Origin of the sequence: Amycolatopsis albidoflavus (assembly GCF_039525725.1) — a bacterium.
Classification (GTDB): Bacteria; Actinomycetota; Actinomycetes; order Mycobacteriales; family Pseudonocardiaceae; genus Amycolatopsis; species Amycolatopsis albidoflava.
In genome coordinates this window covers 237823-257136 of sequence record NZ_BAAAHV010000023.1, presented here as the reverse complement: position 1 = coordinate 257136, position 19314 = coordinate 237823, and the positions used below count along the sequence as shown (strand labels likewise).

The 19314-nt window shown below is 69.2% G+C and carries 16 protein-coding genes; all 16 read right to left on the bottom strand.

All coding sequences use genetic code 11. The features are described 5' to 3' along the window. Window positions 1-21 precede the first annotated feature (21 nt). Window positions 22-966 (bottom strand): TolB-like translocation protein, encoded by a 945-nt coding sequence (locus ABD156_RS38410; RefSeq protein ID WP_344285944.1) that lies wholly within the window; start codon window positions 964-966, stop codon window positions 22-24. Continuing rightward, on the bottom strand, window positions 963-2198 hold the full coding sequence (locus ABD156_RS38405; RefSeq protein ID WP_344285943.1) for an MFS transporter: 1236 nt from the start codon (window positions 2196-2198) through the stop codon (window positions 963-965). The genes ABD156_RS38410 and ABD156_RS38405 overlap by 4 nt, the downstream gene beginning before the upstream one ends. Before the next feature lie 9 nt (window positions 2199-2207). Beyond that, window positions 2208-3851: a discoidin domain-containing protein gene (locus ABD156_RS38400; protein WP_344285942.1), complete on the bottom strand. Its 1644-nt coding sequence runs from the start codon at window positions 3849-3851 to the stop codon at window positions 2208-2210. A gap of 288 nt (window positions 3852-4139) precedes the next feature. Then, window positions 4140-5195: an NAD(P)-binding domain-containing protein gene (locus tag ABD156_RS38395; RefSeq protein ID WP_344285941.1), complete on the bottom strand. Its 1056-nt coding sequence runs from the start codon at window positions 5193-5195 to the stop codon at window positions 4140-4142. A 38-nt stretch (window positions 5196-5233) separates the two neighbouring features. Further along, the gene (locus ABD156_RS38390; protein ID WP_344286107.1) at window positions 5234-6448 is read right to left on the bottom strand and encodes a GGDEF domain-containing protein; all 1215 of its coding nucleotides are present in this window, start codon (window positions 6446-6448) and stop codon (window positions 5234-5236) included. Between the two features lie 221 nt (window positions 6449-6669). Beyond that, window positions 6670-7368, bottom strand: coding sequence for an SRPBCC family protein (locus ABD156_RS38385; protein WP_344285940.1), 699 nt, complete (start codon window positions 7366-7368; stop codon window positions 6670-6672). A 133-nt stretch (window positions 7369-7501) separates the two neighbouring features. After that, complete coding sequence (locus tag ABD156_RS38380; RefSeq protein ID WP_344285939.1) at window positions 7502-8356, bottom strand: FAD binding domain-containing protein; 855 nt, start codon at window positions 8354-8356, stop codon at window positions 7502-7504. Next, the gene (locus ABD156_RS38375) at window positions 8353-10791 is read right to left on the bottom strand and encodes a xanthine dehydrogenase family protein molybdopterin-binding subunit (protein WP_344285938.1); all 2439 of its coding nucleotides are present in this window, start codon (window positions 10789-10791) and stop codon (window positions 8353-8355) included. Before ABD156_RS38375 ends, ABD156_RS38380 begins: the two co-directional genes overlap by 4 nt. Then, the gene (locus tag ABD156_RS38370) at window positions 10791-11315 is read right to left on the bottom strand and encodes a (2Fe-2S)-binding protein (protein ID WP_344285937.1); all 525 of its coding nucleotides are present in this window, start codon (window positions 11313-11315) and stop codon (window positions 10791-10793) included. The genes ABD156_RS38375 and ABD156_RS38370 overlap by 1 nt, the downstream gene beginning before the upstream one ends. A 716-nt stretch (window positions 11316-12031) precedes the next feature. Further along, the gene (locus ABD156_RS38365) at window positions 12032-13144 is read right to left on the bottom strand and encodes an XdhC family protein (protein ID WP_116204382.1); all 1113 of its coding nucleotides are present in this window, start codon (window positions 13142-13144) and stop codon (window positions 12032-12034) included. Continuing rightward, complete coding sequence (locus ABD156_RS38360; RefSeq protein WP_344285936.1) at window positions 13137-14252, bottom strand: vWA domain-containing protein; 1116 nt, start codon at window positions 14250-14252, stop codon at window positions 13137-13139. Before ABD156_RS38360 ends, ABD156_RS38365 begins: the two co-directional genes overlap by 8 nt. A gap of 1354 nt (window positions 14253-15606) precedes the next feature. Beyond that, the gene (locus ABD156_RS38355; RefSeq protein WP_344285935.1) at window positions 15607-16485 is read right to left on the bottom strand and encodes an AAA family ATPase; all 879 of its coding nucleotides are present in this window, start codon (window positions 16483-16485) and stop codon (window positions 15607-15609) included. Between the two features lie 232 nt (window positions 16486-16717). Then, window positions 16718-17308: a nucleotidyltransferase family protein gene (locus ABD156_RS38350; RefSeq protein ID WP_344285934.1), complete on the bottom strand. Its 591-nt coding sequence runs from the start codon at window positions 17306-17308 to the stop codon at window positions 16718-16720. A 9-nt stretch (window positions 17309-17317) separates the two neighbouring features. Next, on the bottom strand, window positions 17318-18124 hold the full coding sequence (locus tag ABD156_RS38345) for an IclR family transcriptional regulator domain-containing protein (protein WP_344285933.1): 807 nt from the start codon (window positions 18122-18124) through the stop codon (window positions 17318-17320). Between the two features lie 10 nt (window positions 18125-18134). Further along, window positions 18135-18536: a 4-carboxymuconolactone decarboxylase gene (gene pcaC, locus ABD156_RS38340; RefSeq protein ID WP_344285932.1), complete on the bottom strand. Its 402-nt coding sequence runs from the start codon at window positions 18534-18536 to the stop codon at window positions 18135-18137. Then, complete coding sequence (gene pcaD / locus ABD156_RS38335) at window positions 18533-19312, bottom strand: 3-oxoadipate enol-lactonase (RefSeq protein WP_344285931.1); 780 nt, start codon at window positions 19310-19312, stop codon at window positions 18533-18535. The genes pcaC and pcaD overlap by 4 nt, the downstream gene beginning before the upstream one ends. Between the last annotated feature and the right edge of the window lie 2 nt (window positions 19313-19314).

Genomic DNA, 19314 nt, shown 5'->3' with positions numbered 1-19314 from the left:
ACGGCGTAAAGAGATGTCGAATCAGCTGGTGACGGCAGGCGAGGCGGCTTCGTCCACCAGCTTGCGCGGGGCTCCGGAGCCGTCCGCGGGCACCGACCACACGGCGTTCTCCAGGCCGTAGAGGATCGTGTGATCGTCCTGCCAGAGTGCCTGGTCGTCCACGCTGCGGGTCTCGGCGAGCGCGGTCTCGCGCATCGTCTTGAGGTCGAGCACGGACAGCCGCCAGACGCCTTCGCCGACCTTCTTCTTGAACGCGATCCGCGTTTCGTCCGGCGACAACGACGGGCATTCCACATTCTCCCGCAGCGCTTTGCCGCGGTAGGTGTCGTAGTCGCCTTCGATCAGGTATGTCTTGCCCTTGGAGCCCAGCGTCGAGAAGAACCGCTTGCCGTCCTTGGCGAACGTGATGCCCCAGTAATTGACGTCTGAGGAGAAGTACCGCTTCCCGTCGACCAGGACCGGCAGTTCCTCGATCGTCTTCTCCAGCTCGCCGTTGTCCAGCTGGTAAACGCCGGCGCGCGTCGAAAACCCAGTGGCGGCATAGGAATCGCCAGTGACGAACAGCGTCCAGTACACCCGTTTCCCGTCCGGCGAAACGCGCGCTCGGCTCGGCGTGCCCGGCAGATAGTCCTTGTGCGTGGTGTTGAGATTCCGATCCAGGACACTGAAGTCACTGACCGCAGGCAAGGTGCCGGGACGCACCGCGAGACACATCCCAGTCGTGCCCGACACCGCGAACCGGTCGCACTTCAGATCGCTGAACTTCGGCGCGGCACCAGGATTCGCCAGCGGAACAACGCCGACGTTGCCCGTCTTGGTGCTGCGAAAGAACAACTGCCCAGGCGCGAGCGAAAGATGTTCCACCTTCGCGGGTTCGGCCGGACTGGGCCGCGCGGCAACGGTGTAAACCAACGCGGCGGCCGCGAGCACCACAGTGCCGACTACAGCGAGAAGGACCTTTTTCATTTGCGCACCGGCCTTGCGAAAGCGGCGCCGAGCGCCACGACAGCGAGCGCTCCGGCCGCCGCGAGGACCGCGGGCTGGAGATCCCACAACGTCCAGGCGAGTCCGAAGAGGACAGACGAAAGCATCCGAGCGGCGGCCTGTCCGGTTTGGACCACCGCGAGACCGGTCGCCCGGAGATCAGCGGGCACCAACGGTCCGGCGGCGGCCATCAGCACCCCGTCGGTAGCCGCGTAGAACACGCCGTGCAGCCCCAAAGCCAGCGCCGCGAGCCAGAATCCGGACACCGGCCCGCACAGCGCGATCAGCGCGGCGACGAGAGCGACGTGCCCGCCGAGGAACACCGGCCAGCGCCCGATCCGGTCAGCCAGCTTGCCCAGCGGAACGGCCAGCACCAGATAGATCCCCGCGGTGCCGAGCGGCAGCAACGGAAAGAACGTCGCCGCGACATCCCAGCGCCGCTGAAGCACCAGGTACACAAAGGAATCGCCGAGAGTCACGAACCCGAGCAGCGCCGCCCACACCGCCACGCGACGGAAACCTCGGTCCCGCAACAGCCCGAACGCCGCCCGCACGGACACCGCGGCCCGGTCGGCGATGTCCTGTTTGTGGTCCCGGACGAACAACACCAGCAGCATGACCGCGATCGCCGCGATGCAGAAGCTGGTGAAGAACACCGACGTGTAGCTGCCGAGGCTCAGCGCGAGCACGGCCATCGCGACGAGCGGCCCGAGGAACGCGCCGACGGTGTCCATCGCACGGTGCACGCCGAACGACCGGCCGAGCGTGTCGGGCTCGCTGCTGAGCGAGATCAACGCGTCGCGCGGGGCCGTGCGCAGCCCCTTGCCGGTGCGGTCGGCGGCGAGCACCACGCCGATCGCCGCGACCGAAGAACCGGCCGCGACCAGGCCGAGCTTGCACACCGCGGACAAGCCGTAGCCGAACCCGGCGACCGCCTTGAGCCTTCTCCACCGGTCGGCCAGATGCCCGCCGAGCACGCGGACCACAGCGGTGGCTCCCGCGTAAAGCCCGTCGAGCAGGCCGAACTGCAGCGGGTTCAGCCCGAGGCCGAGCACCAGATACAGCGGGAGCACCGCGGTCACCATCTCCGAGGAGATGTCGGTGACCAGGCTGACCGCGCCGAGTGCGACGACGTTCGCCGACACCCGGCGCAGGCCGGCCTTCCGCTCGGTGCCCGCCGCGACGTCCGAACTACGGCTTGTCGCGATGTACACGGCCGGCCCCTAGTTGTGGCAGGTGTAGGTCGGGCTGCTGTCCTGGACCTTGCCGTCGAGACCGATCAGCTGCTCGGAGAAGGTGTTGTCGGTCATCGTCAGCTTCAGCACGCCGAAGGTGTCCTTCAGCAGCTTCGCCGTGGTCGGGTGCGCGGAGTGGACCGGGTACGGGTTCGCGCCGCCCATGCCGCCGATGATCTCGACCGGGCCGGCCGGGTCCGCCTTGCCGCTCGCGTCCTGCTGGTTGAACCGCTCGTAGTGGTGGTCGTGGCCGTTGAGGACCAGGTCGACCTTGTTCTGCGCGAACAGGTCCCACAGCTGCTTGGAACCGCGCTGGTCGCCGTGGTCGCCGGAGCTCCACCGCGGGTGGTGGTAGTACGCCGCGACGCAGCCCTTGGTGTTCTTCGCCAGGTCCTGCTTGATCCAGTTCATCTGGTCGGTGTCCTGGAGCTCGCCGCCGTCCTTGTCGTCGACGAAGCCGTTGGAGTCGATCGCGATGAAGTGCCAGTTGCCCATTTCCCAGCTGTAGTACCGCTTTCCGTTCGGCGTGGCGATCTTGCCGAAGTACTGCTGGTAGGCCTCGAACGGCTTGTTGTCGTCGTAGGTCTCGTGGTTGCCCGGGATCGGGTGCGTGATGCTCTTGAACTTGCCCCAGGTCTTGTCGTAGTAGTCCTTGAAGTTCTGCAGGGTGAGGCCGGTGTCCTCGGCGTCGTACTGGTTGTCGCCCATGGTGATCACCGCGGCGGGATTCATCCCCTGGACCAGCTTCGCGGTCTTCGGGTGCACGCAACTGGAGCTGCTGGCGGTGCACTGCTCGGCGATGTCGCCGGCCGCGGCGAGGACGAAGGTGTTGCCCGCGGTCCCCGGCTTCGTGTGCACCTTGACCGAGGTGCTGGCCGGCGAGGTGTTGCCGGCGGCGTCCTTCGCGCGGACGGTGTAGGTGTAGTCGGTGTCCGGCGAGAGGCCGTTGTCGGTGTAGGACGTGGACGTGCTGGTGGCGACGGACTTGCCGTCCCGGAGCACGTCGTACCCGCTGACGCCGACGTTGTCCGTCGCGGCGGCCCAGGTCAGCGCGACGCTGTTGGAGCCGATGTCGCCCGCGGCGAGGTTCGACGGAGTGGTGGGCGCTTGGGTGTCGCCGGACGAATCCGGAGTGCCGTATGCCTGAAGCTCCCAGAGGGAGTAGCCGTACTTCGTGGCGCGCTCGGTGCCGACGAAGCGCAGGAAGCGGCCGTGCCCGGACAATCCGGTGAGGTCGTCGGTGCCGCCGTCGCCGTTGGTGATCGTCGCGATCGGCTTGAAGTTCTCGCCGTCGTCGGAGATCTCGACGCGGTACTTCTTGGCGTAGGCCGCTTCCCAGTTCAGCTTGACCCGGTGGATCGTGGCGGCCTGGCCGAGGTCGACGCGCAGCCACTGGGCGTCGGCGCTGACCGCGCTGGCCCAGCGCGTCTTGAGATTCCCGTCGACGGCGTTGTCGCCGCCGAGCGTGGACGTCTCAAGCGTCGAGGTGCTGACCGGTTTCCCTTGGGACAGCAGCACATCGGCGGCAGCGGCATGGGCGTCGCGCGCGGGCGAGACCGCCGCCGGCAGCAACACCACCGCGGCGGCCGGCAAGGCGAACCGGGCGAGACTTCGGACACGGGACGAGGACACGTCGCACTCCTTCGGGCCGGACGGGAACAGGGCGGCGGCGTTACGGTTCTGCGGCGTCTCGTTGCGATTATTGCGTTAAGAAAGTTTCCTAACTAAAACGGCAGAGTAGCGGGCCCGGTTTCTCCCGACAAGCCCGGAACGGACGTGAAACGATCAAGACCGCCCGATCAGCGGAACGCCCTGCTCGCGCCCGCGAAAGTGCCGTGAAGGGAACCCTGAGGGACTCTGAATCCGTGAAGGTGGCCCTCACGGACTTGCGCGAGTCCGTGAGGGCCACCTTCACGGACCTCAGCTCTGCAGCAGCCGCCGAACTTCCTGTACCGCCGCGCGCCCGGCCCGGTTCGCGCCCACGGTGCTCGCCGACGGCCCGTACCCGACCAGATGCAGCCGCGGCTCCGCCACAACGCGTGTCCCGTCCATCCGGATCCCGCCGCCGGACGTCCGCAGATGCAGCGGCGCCAGGTGATCGATCGAGGCCCGGAACCCGGTCGCCCACAGGATCATGTCCGCGGGCTCGAAACTGCCGTCTTCCCAGACAACCCCGTCGGGAACCAGCCGCGAGAACATCGGCCGCCGCTCCAGATATCCCGCCGCCCGACCGGCGAGCACCTGCGGCGTCACCGGCAGGTCCGTCACGCTCACGACGCTCTCCGGCGGCAGCCCGGCCCGCACCCGCTCGTCGACCTTCGCCACCGCCATCCGTCCCCAGTCCTCGCTGAACTCCTCCTCGCGCCACACCGGCGGACGCCGCGTCACCCACACCGTCGAACGGGCAACAGGACCGATCTCCAGCAGCAACTGCACCGCGGACGTCCCGCCGCCCACGACCACCACGCGCTGGCCACGAAACTCCTCAGCACCGCGGTAGTCCGCCGTGTGCAGCTGCCGTCCGGCGAAACTGCCCGGATAGCGCGGCCAGAACGGCCGATCCCACGTCCCCGTCGCGCTGATCACCGCGCGCGCCGCCCACGTCTCCGCGGGCGATTCGACCACCAGCCGCTCCCCCGCGCGCCGCACCGCGGTCACGTCGACCGGACGGTGCACCGGCAAGTCATACGTCTTCTCGAATCGCCCGAAGTACTCCGACACCGCCTCGCTCGCCGGCCGCGTCGGATCCGGAGTCCCGAACGCCATCCCCGGCAGGTCGTGGATCCCGTGCACCTTCCCGACCACCAGCGACGGCCACCGGTACTGCCACGCGCCGCCTGCGCGTTTGCCATGGTCGAGCACGACAAACCCGCGTTCGTTGGCGAACCCGGCCCGGCGCAGGTGATACGCCGCCGACAGCCCGGCCTGCCCGGCCCCGATCACCACGACGTCGGTCTCGTGATTCGCAGTGCTCATACAACGTTCAACAATTGCCCGCGCCCGGTATTTCCGGCTCAGACCGCGACGCGGTTCCGGCCGCCGTCTTTCGCCCGGTACAGCGCGGCATCGGCCGAGCGCAGCACTTCGTCGAGCGTGGCACCCGCCTGCGGGTAGCACGCGACGCCGACGGACACGGAGAGTCCGCTGATCCGCAGCGGACCTCCCACCGCGACCGTCAGCTCCCCCACCGCGATCCGCACCCGTTCGGCGATCCCGAGCACGTCCGTGTCCCCGGTCGCGGGCAGCAGGACCACGAATTCCTCGCCGCCGAACCGGCCGACGGTGTCGCTTTGCCGCACCGAAGCCTCGATCGCGACGGCAACCGCGGCCAGCACCTCGTCGCCGGTGAGGTGACCGTACGTGTCGTTGATGCGCTTGAAGTGGTCGAGATCGATCATCAATACGGCGAACCCGCTGCCGGTCCCTCGTCGGCGGGCGCGGGTGAACTCGCGGGTCGCCAGTTCGTGCCAGCCCGCGGTGTTGAGCAGCCCGGTCTTCTCGTCGGTCACGACCGCCACCTGCAACTGCTGTTTCAGCAGGAGATAGCGGTGCAGCAACAACAACGGCGGCAGCACGAACACCACCAGCACCGGTTGATGAACGAACGCCAGCGCCGCGAGCCCGCCGAGACAGAGCGTCGCGATCTCGAAGGCGTTGTCCTCCCAGGTGCCGATGAGGTCCGCGGGAGAGCGGCTGTTCGTGTACAGGTAGATGCCCGTCGCTACGAGCACGACGTTTACCAGTTCAAAGGCGACTGCCGCCAGCACGAGCGCGAGGACGCCGTACGCAGTGTCGAGCCCCGCTTGATCCAGACCGCCGATGGTCAACACCGCGGACGCCGCGAAGCACGACAGCATTGCCCACGCCGTACTCGCCGCGAAGCGATGCGCGGGCCGCGTACGCACGTGTCGCCACACTCGCAGCCACAGATGCAGGTACAACACCAACGCCAGCAACGCGACCCACGCCGGCGGAAGCAGGAACGCGCCGGCGAGGTACCAGACGGAGGTGACGTTGATGTGCGTCTGGCCGCTCATCCACCGTCGCAGGCGTTCGATCCGCCGCGACATTTCAGCCTGCGCGATGCCGAGCCCGACGAGCACACCGAACGAACTGAACTGCACTGGGCCGCCGAAGCCGGTCGCGAGACCCGTCACCGTGACCGCCACGGCGACGGCCTCGCACGCCATCGCGTAGCCGATCCAGCGCCGCCGCGCGACCGCCCACATCGTCCAGCGCGGCGGCCAGCCGCGCCAGCCCGTCACCGCGCCGCGCACCCCGATGGGGACAGGTGCCTGCGTCACGGGCGCCCCCACGCGAAATTCGGCCTACGGAAGTTGCCCAGGGTAGCGGGTCAGCTCCGGATCTAGCCGAACCGAGGGAAAAACCACCCCGTTCACTGCCCACTGGGCACGCTCTGAGTAGAGCGAGCGGGCAACCTCCCGGCCGGTCAGCGGCGGCGCAGCTTCCGCACGATCGCCAGCACGATCAGCAGCACGACCGCGCCCGCGGCCACCGGGGCGAGCCGCTTCGCGACGGACTGCCCGGCGTAGTCGAGCAGGTCGATCGCCTCGGTCTCGCCGGTCGAACCGCCCGCCGGGACGCTCCGCAGATGCGGCTTCTCGTCGGCGACCGGCTTCTCCTCGGCGGACTTGGCCGTCTCGGCAGGCTTCTCTTCGGCCTTCGCCGCCGGAGCCTCCTCGGCCGGAGTCTTCAGCGAGGCCGCGAGATTCCCCGCGAAGGTGTCCAGGATCTTGCCGCCCACCTCGGAGATCAGCCCGCGCCCGAACTGCGCCGGACGGCCGGTGATCGCCAGGTCGGTGGCGACCGCGCCGTGCGTGCCGCCGTCGCGTTCGGTGAGCGTGAGGGTGACCGTCGCGGCCGCGGTGCCGCCGCCGCGCGAGTCCTTGCCGGACGCCTTGATGACGACCTTGCGGGCCGCCTCGTCCTTCTCCAGGAACTCGCCGGTTCCCTTGTACAGCAGCGAAATCGGCCCCAGCTTGACCTTCACCGTGCCCGCGAAGGTGTCGCCCTCCACCTTGGTGAGCGAGGCGCCCGGCATGCACGGGGCGACCCGCTCCGGGTCGATGACGGCCTGCCAGACCTCCCCGATCGGGGCGGGGACGGTGAATTCGTGGTCGAGCCGCACGGGCCGACCTCCTCTCCTGCGCACTGCGTCGAGCCGTTGCCGTCCACCTTACGGCCGTCTCCCGGTCACCGTTGTCGTGAAGGACTCCTTGGGGGACTCAGATTCCCCCAAGGAGTCCTTCACGGCCGGTCGACTAGGCGCCCACCGCCGCCGCGACGGCACGCCCCGTCAGCACTCGCGCGAGGTGCTGCCGGTATTCGACGTCGGAATTGCCGTCCGCGACCGGGTTGGTGCCCTCGGCCGCGTGCGCGGCGGCCGCCCGGATCGTGTCCGCGTTGGCCTGCGCGCCGAGCAACGCCTGCTCGACGGCAGTCGCGCGGACCGGCGTCGCGCCCATGTTCGTCAAAGCCACCCGGGCTTCCTCGATCACGCCGCCCTCGGTGCGCACGGTGGCCGCCACCGCGCACATCGACCAGGCCTGGGCGACCCGGTTGAACTTCTCGTAGTGCGCCCGCCAGCCGGTGTGCTTGGGCAGCCGCACCTCGACGAGCAGCTCGTCCGGAGCCAGCGCGGTGGTGAAGTAGTCCTGGAAGAACTCCGCCGCGGACACCGTGCGCCGCCCGTTCGGACCGGCCAGCACCAGCTCGCCGTCCAGCGCGAGCACCGGTGCCAGCAGGTCGCCCGCCGGGTCCGCGTGCGCGATCGCGCCGCCGAACGTGCCGCGGTGGCGCACCTGCGGATCCGCGACAGTGTCGGTCGCCTCCTTCACCAACGCGGCGTGCTCGGCGATCAACGCGTCGCGCTGGACCTCGTAATGCGTCGTCATCGCACCGACCACGAGCGCGTCGCCGTCCTCGCGCACTCCGCGCATTTCGGCGATCTTCCCGAGGTCGACCAGCGTGGTCGGCGCGGCAAGGCGCATCCGCAGCACCGGCAGCAGGCTTTGCCCGCCCGCCAGCACCTTGGCGTCCTCGCCCGCCGCGGCGAGCGCCTGCACGGCTTCGTCCACCGTGGACGGAGCGACGTAGTCGAACGGAGCCGGGATCACTGGGCACCTCCGGAGGCGTCGATCGAACCGAGACCGCCGCCGGCCTCGCCGCCGGGTCCGCCGGCATTGCTGGCGCCGCCCCGCACCGCGTTCCACACGCGCATCGGAGTGAGCGGCATTTCGATGTCGTTCACCCCGAACTGGCGCACCGCGTCAACCACCGCGTTGACCACCGCGGGCGTCGAGGCGATCGTGCCCGCCTCGCCGACTCCCTTGGCTCCCAACGGATTCGTGGTCGACGGCGTTTCCGTGCGGTCCGTGGTGAAGGACGGCAGGTCGGCCGCCGAGGGCAGCAGATAATCGGCGAACGTGCCGGTGGTGAGCGTGCCGCTCTCGTCGTGCACGGCCTCCTCGAACAACGCCTGTGCGATGCCCTGGGCGAGCCCGCCGTGCACCTGGCCTTCCACGATCAGCGGGTTGACCACCTTGCCGACGTCGTCCACACAGACGTACGAACGCAGTTTCACCTGGCCCGTTTCAGTGTCCACTTCGGCCGCGCACAGGTGGGTGCCGTGCGGGAAGGAGAAGTTCTCCGGGTCGAAGGTGGCGTCGGAATCGAGCGACGGTTCGACGCCGTCCGGCAGGTTGTGCGCGGCGAACACCGCGAGCGCGATGTCCTGGATGGTCGTCGACGAATCCGTGCCCTTCACGGTGAACTTGCCGCCGGAGTACTCGAGGTCGTCCTCCGAACACTCCAGAAGATGCGCCGCGATCGGCTTCGCCTTCGCGACCACCTTCTCGGCGGCCTTGACGATCGCGATACCGCCGACGACCAGCGAACGCGAACCGTACGTGTCGAGGCCCTTGTGCGAGGACTGCGTGTCGCCGTGCAGCACTTCGACGTCCTCAAACGACACACCCAGCTGGTCGGCGACGATCTGGCTCCACGCCGTCTCGTGCCCCTGGCCGTGCGCGGACGCACCCGTCGTGACCTCGACCTTGCCGGTCGGCAACATCCGCAGCGACGCGTATTCCCAGCCGCCAGCGCCGTAATCGAGCGACCCCAGCACCCGCGACGGCGCGAGCCCGCACATCTCGGTGAACGTCGAAATCCCGATGCCGAGCTGCACCGGATCGTTCGCCTCGCGGCGTTCCTTCTGCTCGCGGCGCAGCGCGTCGTAGCCGAAGAGCTCCTTCGCCTTCTCGGTCGCGGCCTCGTAGTTGCCGGAGTCGTAGGTGAGCCCGCAAACCGTGGTGAACGGGAATTCCTCGTGCTTGATCCAGTTCTTTTCGCGCAGCTCCACCGGGTCCATGCCCAGCTCGTCGGCCAGCTCGTCCATGATCCGCTCGATCGCGAACGTCGCCTCCGGACGGCCCGCGCCGCGGTAGGCGTCGGTGAGCGTGGTCGTGGTGAACACGTTGGTGCAGGCGAAGTGGTAGGCCGGGATCTTGTAGATCGCGTTGAACATGAACGCGCCGAGGATCGGCACGCCCGGCCCGACCAGGCCGTTGTACGCGCCGAGGTTGGCGAGCAGTTCGACCTTGAGTCCGGTGACCGTGCCGTCGGCCTTCGCCGAGATCGTGATGTCCTGGATCTGGTCGCGGCCGTGGTGCGCGGCGAGCATCGTCTCGGACCGGGATTCGTTCCACTTCACCGGTTTGCCGAGCTTGTTCGCGACCAGCACGGACATCATTTCCTCGGGCAGCACGCCGATCTTGCCGCCGAACCCGCCGCCGACGTCCGGGGCGATCACGCGCAGCTTGTGCTCGGGGATGCCCAGCGTCAGCGCGGACATGACGCGCAGAATGTGCGGCACCTGGGTGGCCGACCACATGGTCAGCTGCGCGCCGGTCGGGTCGACCACGCACGCGCGCGGCTCCATGAACGCGGGCACCAGGCGCTGCTGACGGAATCGCCGCTTCAGCACGACCTCCGAAGAGGACAGTGCTTCCTCGACATTGCCGCCGGTGCCCGCCTCGGCCGAATCGAAGACCCAGAACGCGTTCTTGTTGCTGCCCAGCTCCTCGTGCACGAGCGGCGCGTCTTCCGCGAGCGCGGCTTCCAGGTCGAGGACCGGCGGCAGGTCCTCGTACTCGACCTCGATCGCCTCGAGCGCGTCATGCGCCTCCGCGGACGACCGCGCGACCACCACGGCCACGCCCTCGCCAGCGAAATTCACCCGATCCGAGGCCAGCACCGGACGCCGCGGCGCGGCCATGTCCGGCGTGATCGGCCACGCGCACGGCATGCCGATCGCACCCTCGGGGTCGAGGTCCGCGGCGGTGTAAACGGCAACGACACCAGCAGCTTCCTTGGCCGCCGACGTGTCGATCGAAACGATCTTCGCGTGCGCCAGCGGACTGCGCAGCACCGCGAGATGCAGCATCCCCGGCAACGCGATGTTGTCCGTCCACCGGGTGCGCCCGGTGATCAGCCGCTCGTCTTCCTTGCGGCGCCGGGATTTTCCTACCTCGGGCTCGATCGTGGCAGTCATCATTCACCACCCACGCCGACGTGGTTGGGCTGATCGATCTTCTCGGCTTCCGGCCCCGCACCAGGACTCATGTGCTTCGCCGCGTCGCGAACCGCCTTCACGATGTTCTGGTAACCCGTGCAGCGGCAAAGATTGCCCTCAAGCCCCTCGCGAACGGCCTGCTCGTCCGGGTCCGGGTTGTCGGCCAGCAGGTCGATGGACTGCATGATCATGCCCGGCGTGCAGAACCCGCACTGCAGCGCGTGATTGTCGTGGAACGCCTGCTGGACCGGGTGCAGCTGGCCGTCGCGGGCCAGCCCCTCGATGGTGGTGACCTCGCATCCGTCGGCCTGCACGGCGAGGACGGAACAGGATTTCACGCTGTGCCCGTCGAGATGGACGGTGCACGCGCCGCAGTTGCTGGTGTCGCACCCGACGACGGTGCCCACCTTCCCGACGCGTTCCCGTAAGTGGTGGACGAGCAGGGTGCGCGGCTCGACGTCATCGGTGTATTTCGTGCCGTCGACAGTGACGGTGATGCGCATCAAAGGCCTCCAAGTGCAAATGCCCGCCAGCCCCGGCGGAGGCGGCGGGCCGGTTCGGGAACGGCCAAGGCGCGATCGTGATCGGCCTCACAGGGGAGCGTGCTACGCCTGTCGCGCGTGGACAAGTCCTGATGTCGCAGGTCGCCTCGGTGATTCCGCAGATGCGGTGATTTCGATGGCTTTGATGCGCAAATGCGTGAAGCCGGACGGGTGATTTTTCGGCTGCCGTGGGCGGTGGGCGGATCTTCCCGACGGGGCGGGGTTTCGGGTCGGGGGTTCACCGGGTTTCGTTGCTGGAAGGGGTTTTCCCGGCGGATTGCGTCGCTGATGTGTGTCGTGCTGGTTGCCCGGCGGGGTTGCCTGATATCTCGGCCTGGGCCGGTTCGAGGTGGTGCCTTCCTAGCGGCTGCGGGGGATGCGCTGTTCCCGCTTGCGCTTGCCGAGCAGGTTCCCAAACCCGGCCCAAACGGGCTCACCCTGGCACCGCACTTCCTGCCAGCAGCGACTCCCGCAGGGCACTGGTCCTCGCAGCACCCGCCGCGTCGCCCGGTTTCCAGCTCAACTCCGTGTCTGGCCAGCCCGCCCGGCACCCACCAGCCACCGAATCCGGTCCGCGCCGCCCGCGAGCCACCGGAATGCCCAGCCGCGCCCCGGCTCGCCCAGCGCAGCTCCAGCTGCCGCACCCCGGCCCGGTCAGCGCCCGCGAAATCGCCCGGTCAGCTGTGAATCCGCCCGGTCAACGCCGCCAGCCGCCGCCCGGTGCCGCTCCAGCGCAGCGCGATGATCTCCGCCGCGATCGACACGGCCGTCTCCTCCGGCGTGCGCGCACCGAGGTCGAGCCCGATCGGCGACGACAAACGTTCCAGCTCGCCCTCGGTGATCCCCGCCTCGCGGAGCCGGGAGAACCGGTCGTCGTGCGTCTTGCGCGAGCCCATCGCGCCGACGTACCCGACGTCGAGCCGCAACGCGACCTCCAGCAGCGGCACGTCGAACTTCGGATCGTGCGTCAGGACCGCGATCGCCGTCCGCGCGTCGATCCGGCCCGCGTCGGCCTCGGCTTTCAGGTAGCGGTGCGGCCAGTCGACGACCACGTCGTGCGCCTCCGGGAACCGGCTGCTGGTCGCGAACACCGGACGCGCGTCGCAGACCGTCACCTGATACCCGAGATAAGCACCCATCCGTGCCATCGCGGCAGCGAAGTCGATGGCACCGAACACAAGCAGTCGCGGCGGCGGTTCGAAGGAGTTCACGAAAACCGCCATGCCCTCGCCGCGACGCTGCCCGTCCGGTCCGTAATGGAGCGTCCCGGTGCGTCCAGCGGCGAGCAGCCCGCGCGCGTCGTCGGCGACGGCATCGTCCATCCGGGACGAGCCAAGGGACCCCTCGACCCGATCCGGCCACACGATCATGTGCTCGCCGACCAGTCCGGGCGTCTCGTGCTCCACGATCGTGACGACCGCGACCGGCTCGCCGCTGCGCACCGACTCGACGACGCGCTCCAGCTCCGGCATCGAAGCGCGGTCCACCGGCTCGACGTAAATGTCGATGATCCCGCCGCAGGTCAGCCCGACCGCGAAGGCGTCGTCGTCGCTGACGCCGTAGCGCTGCAAAACCGGCTTCCGCTCGGCGACGACGTCGTTGGCCAGCTCGTAGACCGCGCCCTCGACGCAGCCGCCGGACACGCTCCCGACGACCGTGCCGTCCGGCGCGACCATCATCGACGCGCCCGGAGCCCGCGGCGCCGACGAAAACGTGGCCACCACCGTGCCGAGCCCGACCGTTTCGCCCGCCTGCCAGCGGCGGTACACGTCGTCCAGTACGTCACGCATCGGCAATCTCCCCGAGGAGTCGTTCCAACGTCGCCAGGCTGTGCCCGGCCAGCAACCGGTCGATGTGCGGCAGGGCGGCCACGATGCCGGATTGGACCGGAGCATAACCCTCGCGCCCTGCGTGCGGATTCACCCAGAATACGGCGTGCGCGAGACGGCGCAGCCGGCCAAGCTGTTCGGCGAGCAAGCTGACGTCGCCGCGCTCCCACCCGTCGGAGAACACGGTGACTACCGCGCGTCGCGCGAACCCGCGCTGCCCCCACCGGTCGAGAAACACCCGGAGCGTCTCCCCAAGCCGCGTCCCACCAGCGAAATCAGGCACCGCGGTGCCAGCGGCGAGCATGGCCTGCTCCGGATCGCGCTGCCTGAGCTGACGAGACACCCGCGTCATCCGAGTACCCAGCGTAAACACCTCGACCGACACCGGCGCCGCCCGCGCGACAACGTGCGCGAACCGCAGCAACGCGTCTGCGTACGGACTCATCGAGCCGGAAACGTCGATCAGCAACACGACTTTCCGCGCCCGCGTCCCCCGGCGATGATGCGCCAGCCGAACAGGCTCGCCCCCGGACGCGAGCATGGCTCGGAGCGTCCTCGCCGGATCGAGCGCACCGCGATGCGCTGGCGTCCGCCGCGCCGCCCGCCGCCGCGGCAAGACTGGTCGCAGTGTCGCGAGCAACTCCCGCAAATGCGCCCGCTCGGCTTTGGTGAGCTCGGCGAGATCCCGATGCCGGAGAACCTCATGATCGCTGGCCGCGACCCGGAGCGTGTCGTGAGATTCCTGGGTGCCGTCCCCGTCGCCGCCGGCCGCGATGAGCGGAGCGATCCGAGCCTGCTTCCGCACCGGAGTCCCCGCGGTCGTCCTAGGGCTGTCGTCGCCTTCAAACCACCGCGCGAAGGCTTCCTCGTAGCGAGGCAAGTCGTCGGGATCGGAGCACAGGGTCAACCGCCCGACCCAGTAGAGCTGCGTCGGCCGAGCAACATCGACCTTCGCCACCGCGGACAGATAAGCCTGCACCCGCCGCGCGTCACAGGCGACGCCCGACTCGCGCAACGCCGCCGCGAACCCCGCGTAACCAGCGAGCGGGTCAGCGACTTCGGTGTTCATGTCCCCCATTGTGACCCCAATGCCGAAACCCGCGCCGCGACAGCCGTTCCAGCCCTGCTCCGCTTGTGCCGGTGTCCAGCACATGCGCTGACCGCTCCTGATTCGGCCGCGCGCGGTCGATCAGCTGGCCCGGATCGCGATTCAGCACACTGGGGTTGCGGTTCAGTTCCCCCGCTTCGCGGCTGGTGCGGCTTCACTCCCCCACACCGCGTCTGGTGCGGCTCAGCAACCGTGAGTCGCGGTTGTTCAGCCGCGGGCCGCCGGTTGTCGGCACTGATCTTGGTGCGCAGAGGTTTTTGGTCGCGCGGAAGTTCTTGGCCAGGCCAAGTTTTTTGAGCGGGCCAAGGTTCTTGGGCGGGCCAAGGTTCTTGGGCGGGCCAAGGTTCTTGGGCAAGCCAAGCTTTTCGGACGCGCGACGGTTCCAGCTTGAGCTGCTCCAACTCGCCAGTGTTCCTCCGCACCGCCATTTCAGTGTGAACCGCGTCGGCCCCGCAGATGTTCCGGCGCGCGCCGTTCTTGTTCCAGACCGCCGCTTCGCAAGACAACAGCCCCGCGCTCCCAAGCCATCCAGCCCTGCCCCATCCCGACGGCACCGTCAGCGCACCCGCCACGCAACTCTCCGCGACGAACGCCGCCACCCGGCCTGAGTTGCCTGGGATCGGCAATGTCGCGCACCACCAGGCCATCCAGGCAGCTTCGGCCCGACGCCACGCGACCTCGCCGGGATTCGACGGCACCAGCCGAGCGCCGCTCCCGTCAGACGTCACGACTCGCGGAGCACCCCGGCCGACACCAGGCAGCCACCGGCAGCGCCAAAGCCCGCAGGCATCACGCGCCACTAGGCCAAGTCTCCGTCGCACAGTCCAAGCCGCCGCGGTGCGAACCTCCCCTGGCCGTCTCTGCTCGGCCAGCCCTGCATCACGCCCGCACGGCCTTCCCGAGCCACTTCAGCCCAGCATCACGCCCACACGACCTTCCCGAGCCACTTCAGCCCAGCACCACTACGCACCAAACCCCCGAAGGCCCCACCACGCGCCAACCACGGCCCCGACGAAGGGCGGCCGCGCACGCCGTCCCGCCTCCGGGACAGCGTGCGCGGACCGTGGTTGCGCGCAGCGGCCAGCCCCGGTAGCACAGGGCGGGCGCGCGGAACCTTCAGGAAAGAACGGAACTCAGCGGACGGCCGGGAGGGCAGTCCGGACGAAGTCGGTCACGAGCCCTCCTTCCGGCACAAGCACAGTCACAGTCACAAAAAATCAGCGAAGTCGGCGAAGTCATTCAGTGATGCTTCAAGCATGCCCGATCCCGCACTACGCCGCAACGGAATTATCTGATCGTCCACAGTGGACTAACCTCAAGAGAACAGCGTGTCCAGCTTCGCCCGCACCCGGTCGAGATCCTCGCTGTACTTCAGCACCGCACCGAGGGTGCGCGCGGCCGTCGCGGCGTCCAGTTCGTCTCGCTGGAGCGCGAGCAAAGCCCTCGCCCAGTCAAGGGATTCGGCGACGCCCGGCGGTTTGAGAAGGTCCATCGCCCGCAGCCGGTGCACCGCGTCGGCGATCTGCCGGGCGAGCGTCTCTCCGATCCCCGGCAACCGGCGGCGCAGGATGCTGATCTCCCGAGCAAGATCAGGATGCTCGAGCCAGTGGTAAAGGCACCGGCGCTTGAGCGCGTCGTGCACCTCGCGAGTCCGGTTGGACGTCAGCACAACCAGCGGCGGCTGCTCCGCGCGCACCTCGCCGTACTCCGGAATCGTGACGGTGTATTCGTCCAGCAACTGCAGGAGAAACGCCTCGAACTCATCGTCAGCACGGTCGATCTCGTCCACAAGCAGCACACACGGCGTCGTGGTGAGCGCCTGCAGCAACGGCCTCGCGAGCAAGAACCGCTCCGTATACAGCGAACGCTCGGCAGTTTCCGCGTCGAGCCGTCCGCCGTCGGCCGCTTCGAGGGCGCGCAGGTGCAGCAGCTGACGCGGGAAGTCCCATTCGTAGAGCGCCTGCGCGGCGTCGATGCCCTCGTGGCACTGAAGCCGCACCAACGGCCACTGCAACGCCTCGGCCAACGCGAGCGCCAACGACGTCTTCCCGGTGCCCGGCTCGCCCTCGCAGAACAGCGGACGCTGCATCTGCGTCGCGAGGAATCCCGCGGTGGCCAGCCCCTCGTCGGCGAGGTAACCGGTGGTGTCGAGGGCGGCCGCGAGCGCGTCGGGCGAGGCGAGGGACTCTGTCACATCCCCGATCGTAGATCTGCGACCGCCAGGTTCGCCGTTCGCCGCCGCCCGGGCTGCGAAGAGGCACTGCTCAGCCGCAAGCTGTCAGCCGGTTCGCCTCAGATCCAGAGCCGCGCCCAGACCGACCCAATCCCGCCGTCGCCGAGCCCTGCGTCGACACCGTCCCGGCGAGACAAACCGCCAACCCAAAGAACCCCAGCCGAACGTCGCCCGCGAACTCAGCCATGCACCTTCATCGCCGCTCCGCCCCAGGCCCAGCCAGGTCCCCAGGCCGATCGACATCGCTGCCGCTGCCGAGATCACCGCACTCGACAAGCCGCACGTCAGACCGTCCGCGCAACCAATCCCGCGCTCCATGGTCACCGTGCGCCGAACCCGCGATCTCGCCCCACCAACGCCGCCCGAACAACACCGGATGCCCAGGAATCCCCTGGTAAGCAGCCCGCACGACCGCGTCCTCGGAAGCCTCCCCGACGATCCGCGCGAGCGCCGCCGCCGGCACCCACGGCAGATCGACCAGGTGCACGAGCACCGCCACCGCCGGCTCCTCCGTCAGCGATTCGAGCCCGGCTCTCAGCGACTCCCCCATCCCGTCCTGCCACCGCGCGGCAAGCACCGGAGCGACGTCCGACGGCAGCAGCTCCCGAACCTCCTCAGCCGACGCACCGACCACGACTCGAACAGAGGCGCACCCAGCCTCGGCCAGGTTCCGGACCGCCCGCTGAACCAGCGGTTCCCCGTCGTACTCGACCAGCGCTTTGGGCCCGCCGAACCGCCGCCCCGCCCCGGCGGCGAGCAGCAGTCCGGCAACCGGTTCCGGCATCCCCGCTCCTCAGCCCCGAACCGCTCGCCCGGGCGCGACCGTGGCGAGATCTGCCGAAATGGCAGTCGCGGTCTCGATCAACGGCGGAACGAACTGAGTCCGGACGACGTCCACCGGCGTCCGGCTCGCGTGCGTCGAGATGTTCACCGCGGCGACCGCGCGTCCCTTCCGGTTGCGGATCGGCGCGGCGACCGAGCGCAGGCCTTCTTCGAGTTCCTGGTCGACCATCGCCCAGCCCTGCTCCCGGACTTTGGCCAGCTCGGCCTCGAGCGCGGTGCGGTGCGTGAGCGTGTGCGGGGTCAACCGGTCGAGGTCGGCGACGACGAAGTAGGCGTTGAGTTCGGTCCGGTCCATGTCGGCGAGCAGCACGTGCCCCATCGACGTGGCGTGTGCGGGGAACCGCGTGCCGACGCTGATGCTCACCGTCATGATCCGCGACACCGCGACGCGCGCGACGTACACGATGTCGGCGATCTCCAGCACCGACACGGAACTCGACTCGTGCACCTGCGCCGACAGCCGCTCCAGGTGCGGTTGCGAGATCTCGGCCAGGCTGAGGCTGGACAGATAGGCGTAGCCGAGTTCCAGCACGCGCGCGGTAAGCGAGAAGTACTTGCCGTCGGTGCGGACGTAGCCGAGGTCTACGAGCGTCAGCAGAAACCGGCGAGCAGCCGCGCGGGTCAGTCCGGTGACGCGCGCGACGTCGCTGAGCGTCGGGTGCGGTGCCTCGGCGCTGAACGCCTTGATCACCGCCAGCCCGCGTTCCAGCGACTGCACGTGGTGCGCGCCGCGTTCCGCCTGGTCGTCGGATTCCATGCGGCGAACCTTATCCGGCCGGTGGCTGGGCGGTGGGTTCTCCCAGCTCGGCGAGGACGCGCTGGGCGATCCCGATCGCCGTGTTCGCCGCAGGCACCCCCGCGTAGACGCCGGTGTGCAGCAGGACTTCGCGGATCTCGTCCGCGGTGAGCCCGTTCCGCACCGCCGCGCGGACGTGCATCGCCAGCTCGTCGTGGCAGTGCAGCGCGGCGAGCGCGGCCAGCGTGATGCAGCTGCGCGTCCGCCGGTCGAGGCCGTCGCGCGTCCAGACCGAACCCCACGCCGCTTCGGTGATGTACTCCTGGAACGGCTTGCTGAACTCGGTGGTCCGCGCGACCGCCCGGTCGACATGCTCGTCGCCGAGCACCTCGCGGCGCACCCGCATGCCCTCCTCGTAGCGGTCTTCGGTCACTGTTCCTCCGTGATCCGCTCGAGGATCAGCCGGGTGAATTCGTCCGGCTGTTCGTAGCTGCCCAGATGCGCGGCGGAGGCGACGACCTCGAGCCGGGCACCGGGGATTCCGTCCGCGATGACCCGCCCGTGCGGCTCGGCCGGCGTCGATGGGTCGTCGGCGCCGGCGATCACCAGCGTCGGGACGGAGATCTTCGGCAGGTCTCCGGTGAGGTCCATCCGCTCGATCACCTCGCAACATCCGGCGTACCCCTCGTCGGGTTGAGCCTCGACCATCTCGCGCAGGTACACGACCTGGTCCGGATGCGCCTGCGCGTACCCCGGCGTGACCCAGCGCCCGACGCTGGCTTCCGCGACCGCCCCGGTGCCCTCGGCCCGCACGAGGCGCGCGCGGTCCGCCCACATCTCGGGCGGCCCGAGCAGCGCTGACGTGCAGCAGAGCGTGAGGCTCGCGAACCGCTCCGCGGCGTGCGCGCCGAGCCACATCCCGGTCATCCCGCCGAGCGACAGGCCGACGAAGTGCGCACGCTCGACGCCGAGGTCGTCGAGCAGGCCCAGCACGTCGCCGCCCAAATCAGCCAGGTCGTACGGCCCCGGCGGCACCGGCGACGACCCGTGGCCGCGCGTGTCGTACCGGACCACGCGGAATCCGCGTTCGGTCAGCGGCGCGACCTGCGGCTCCCACATCCGGTGGTCGCTGCCGATCGAGTTGGAGAACACCACCACCGGACCCGTCGCCGGGCCTTCGACGACCCGGTGCACCCGGACACTGCTCACGC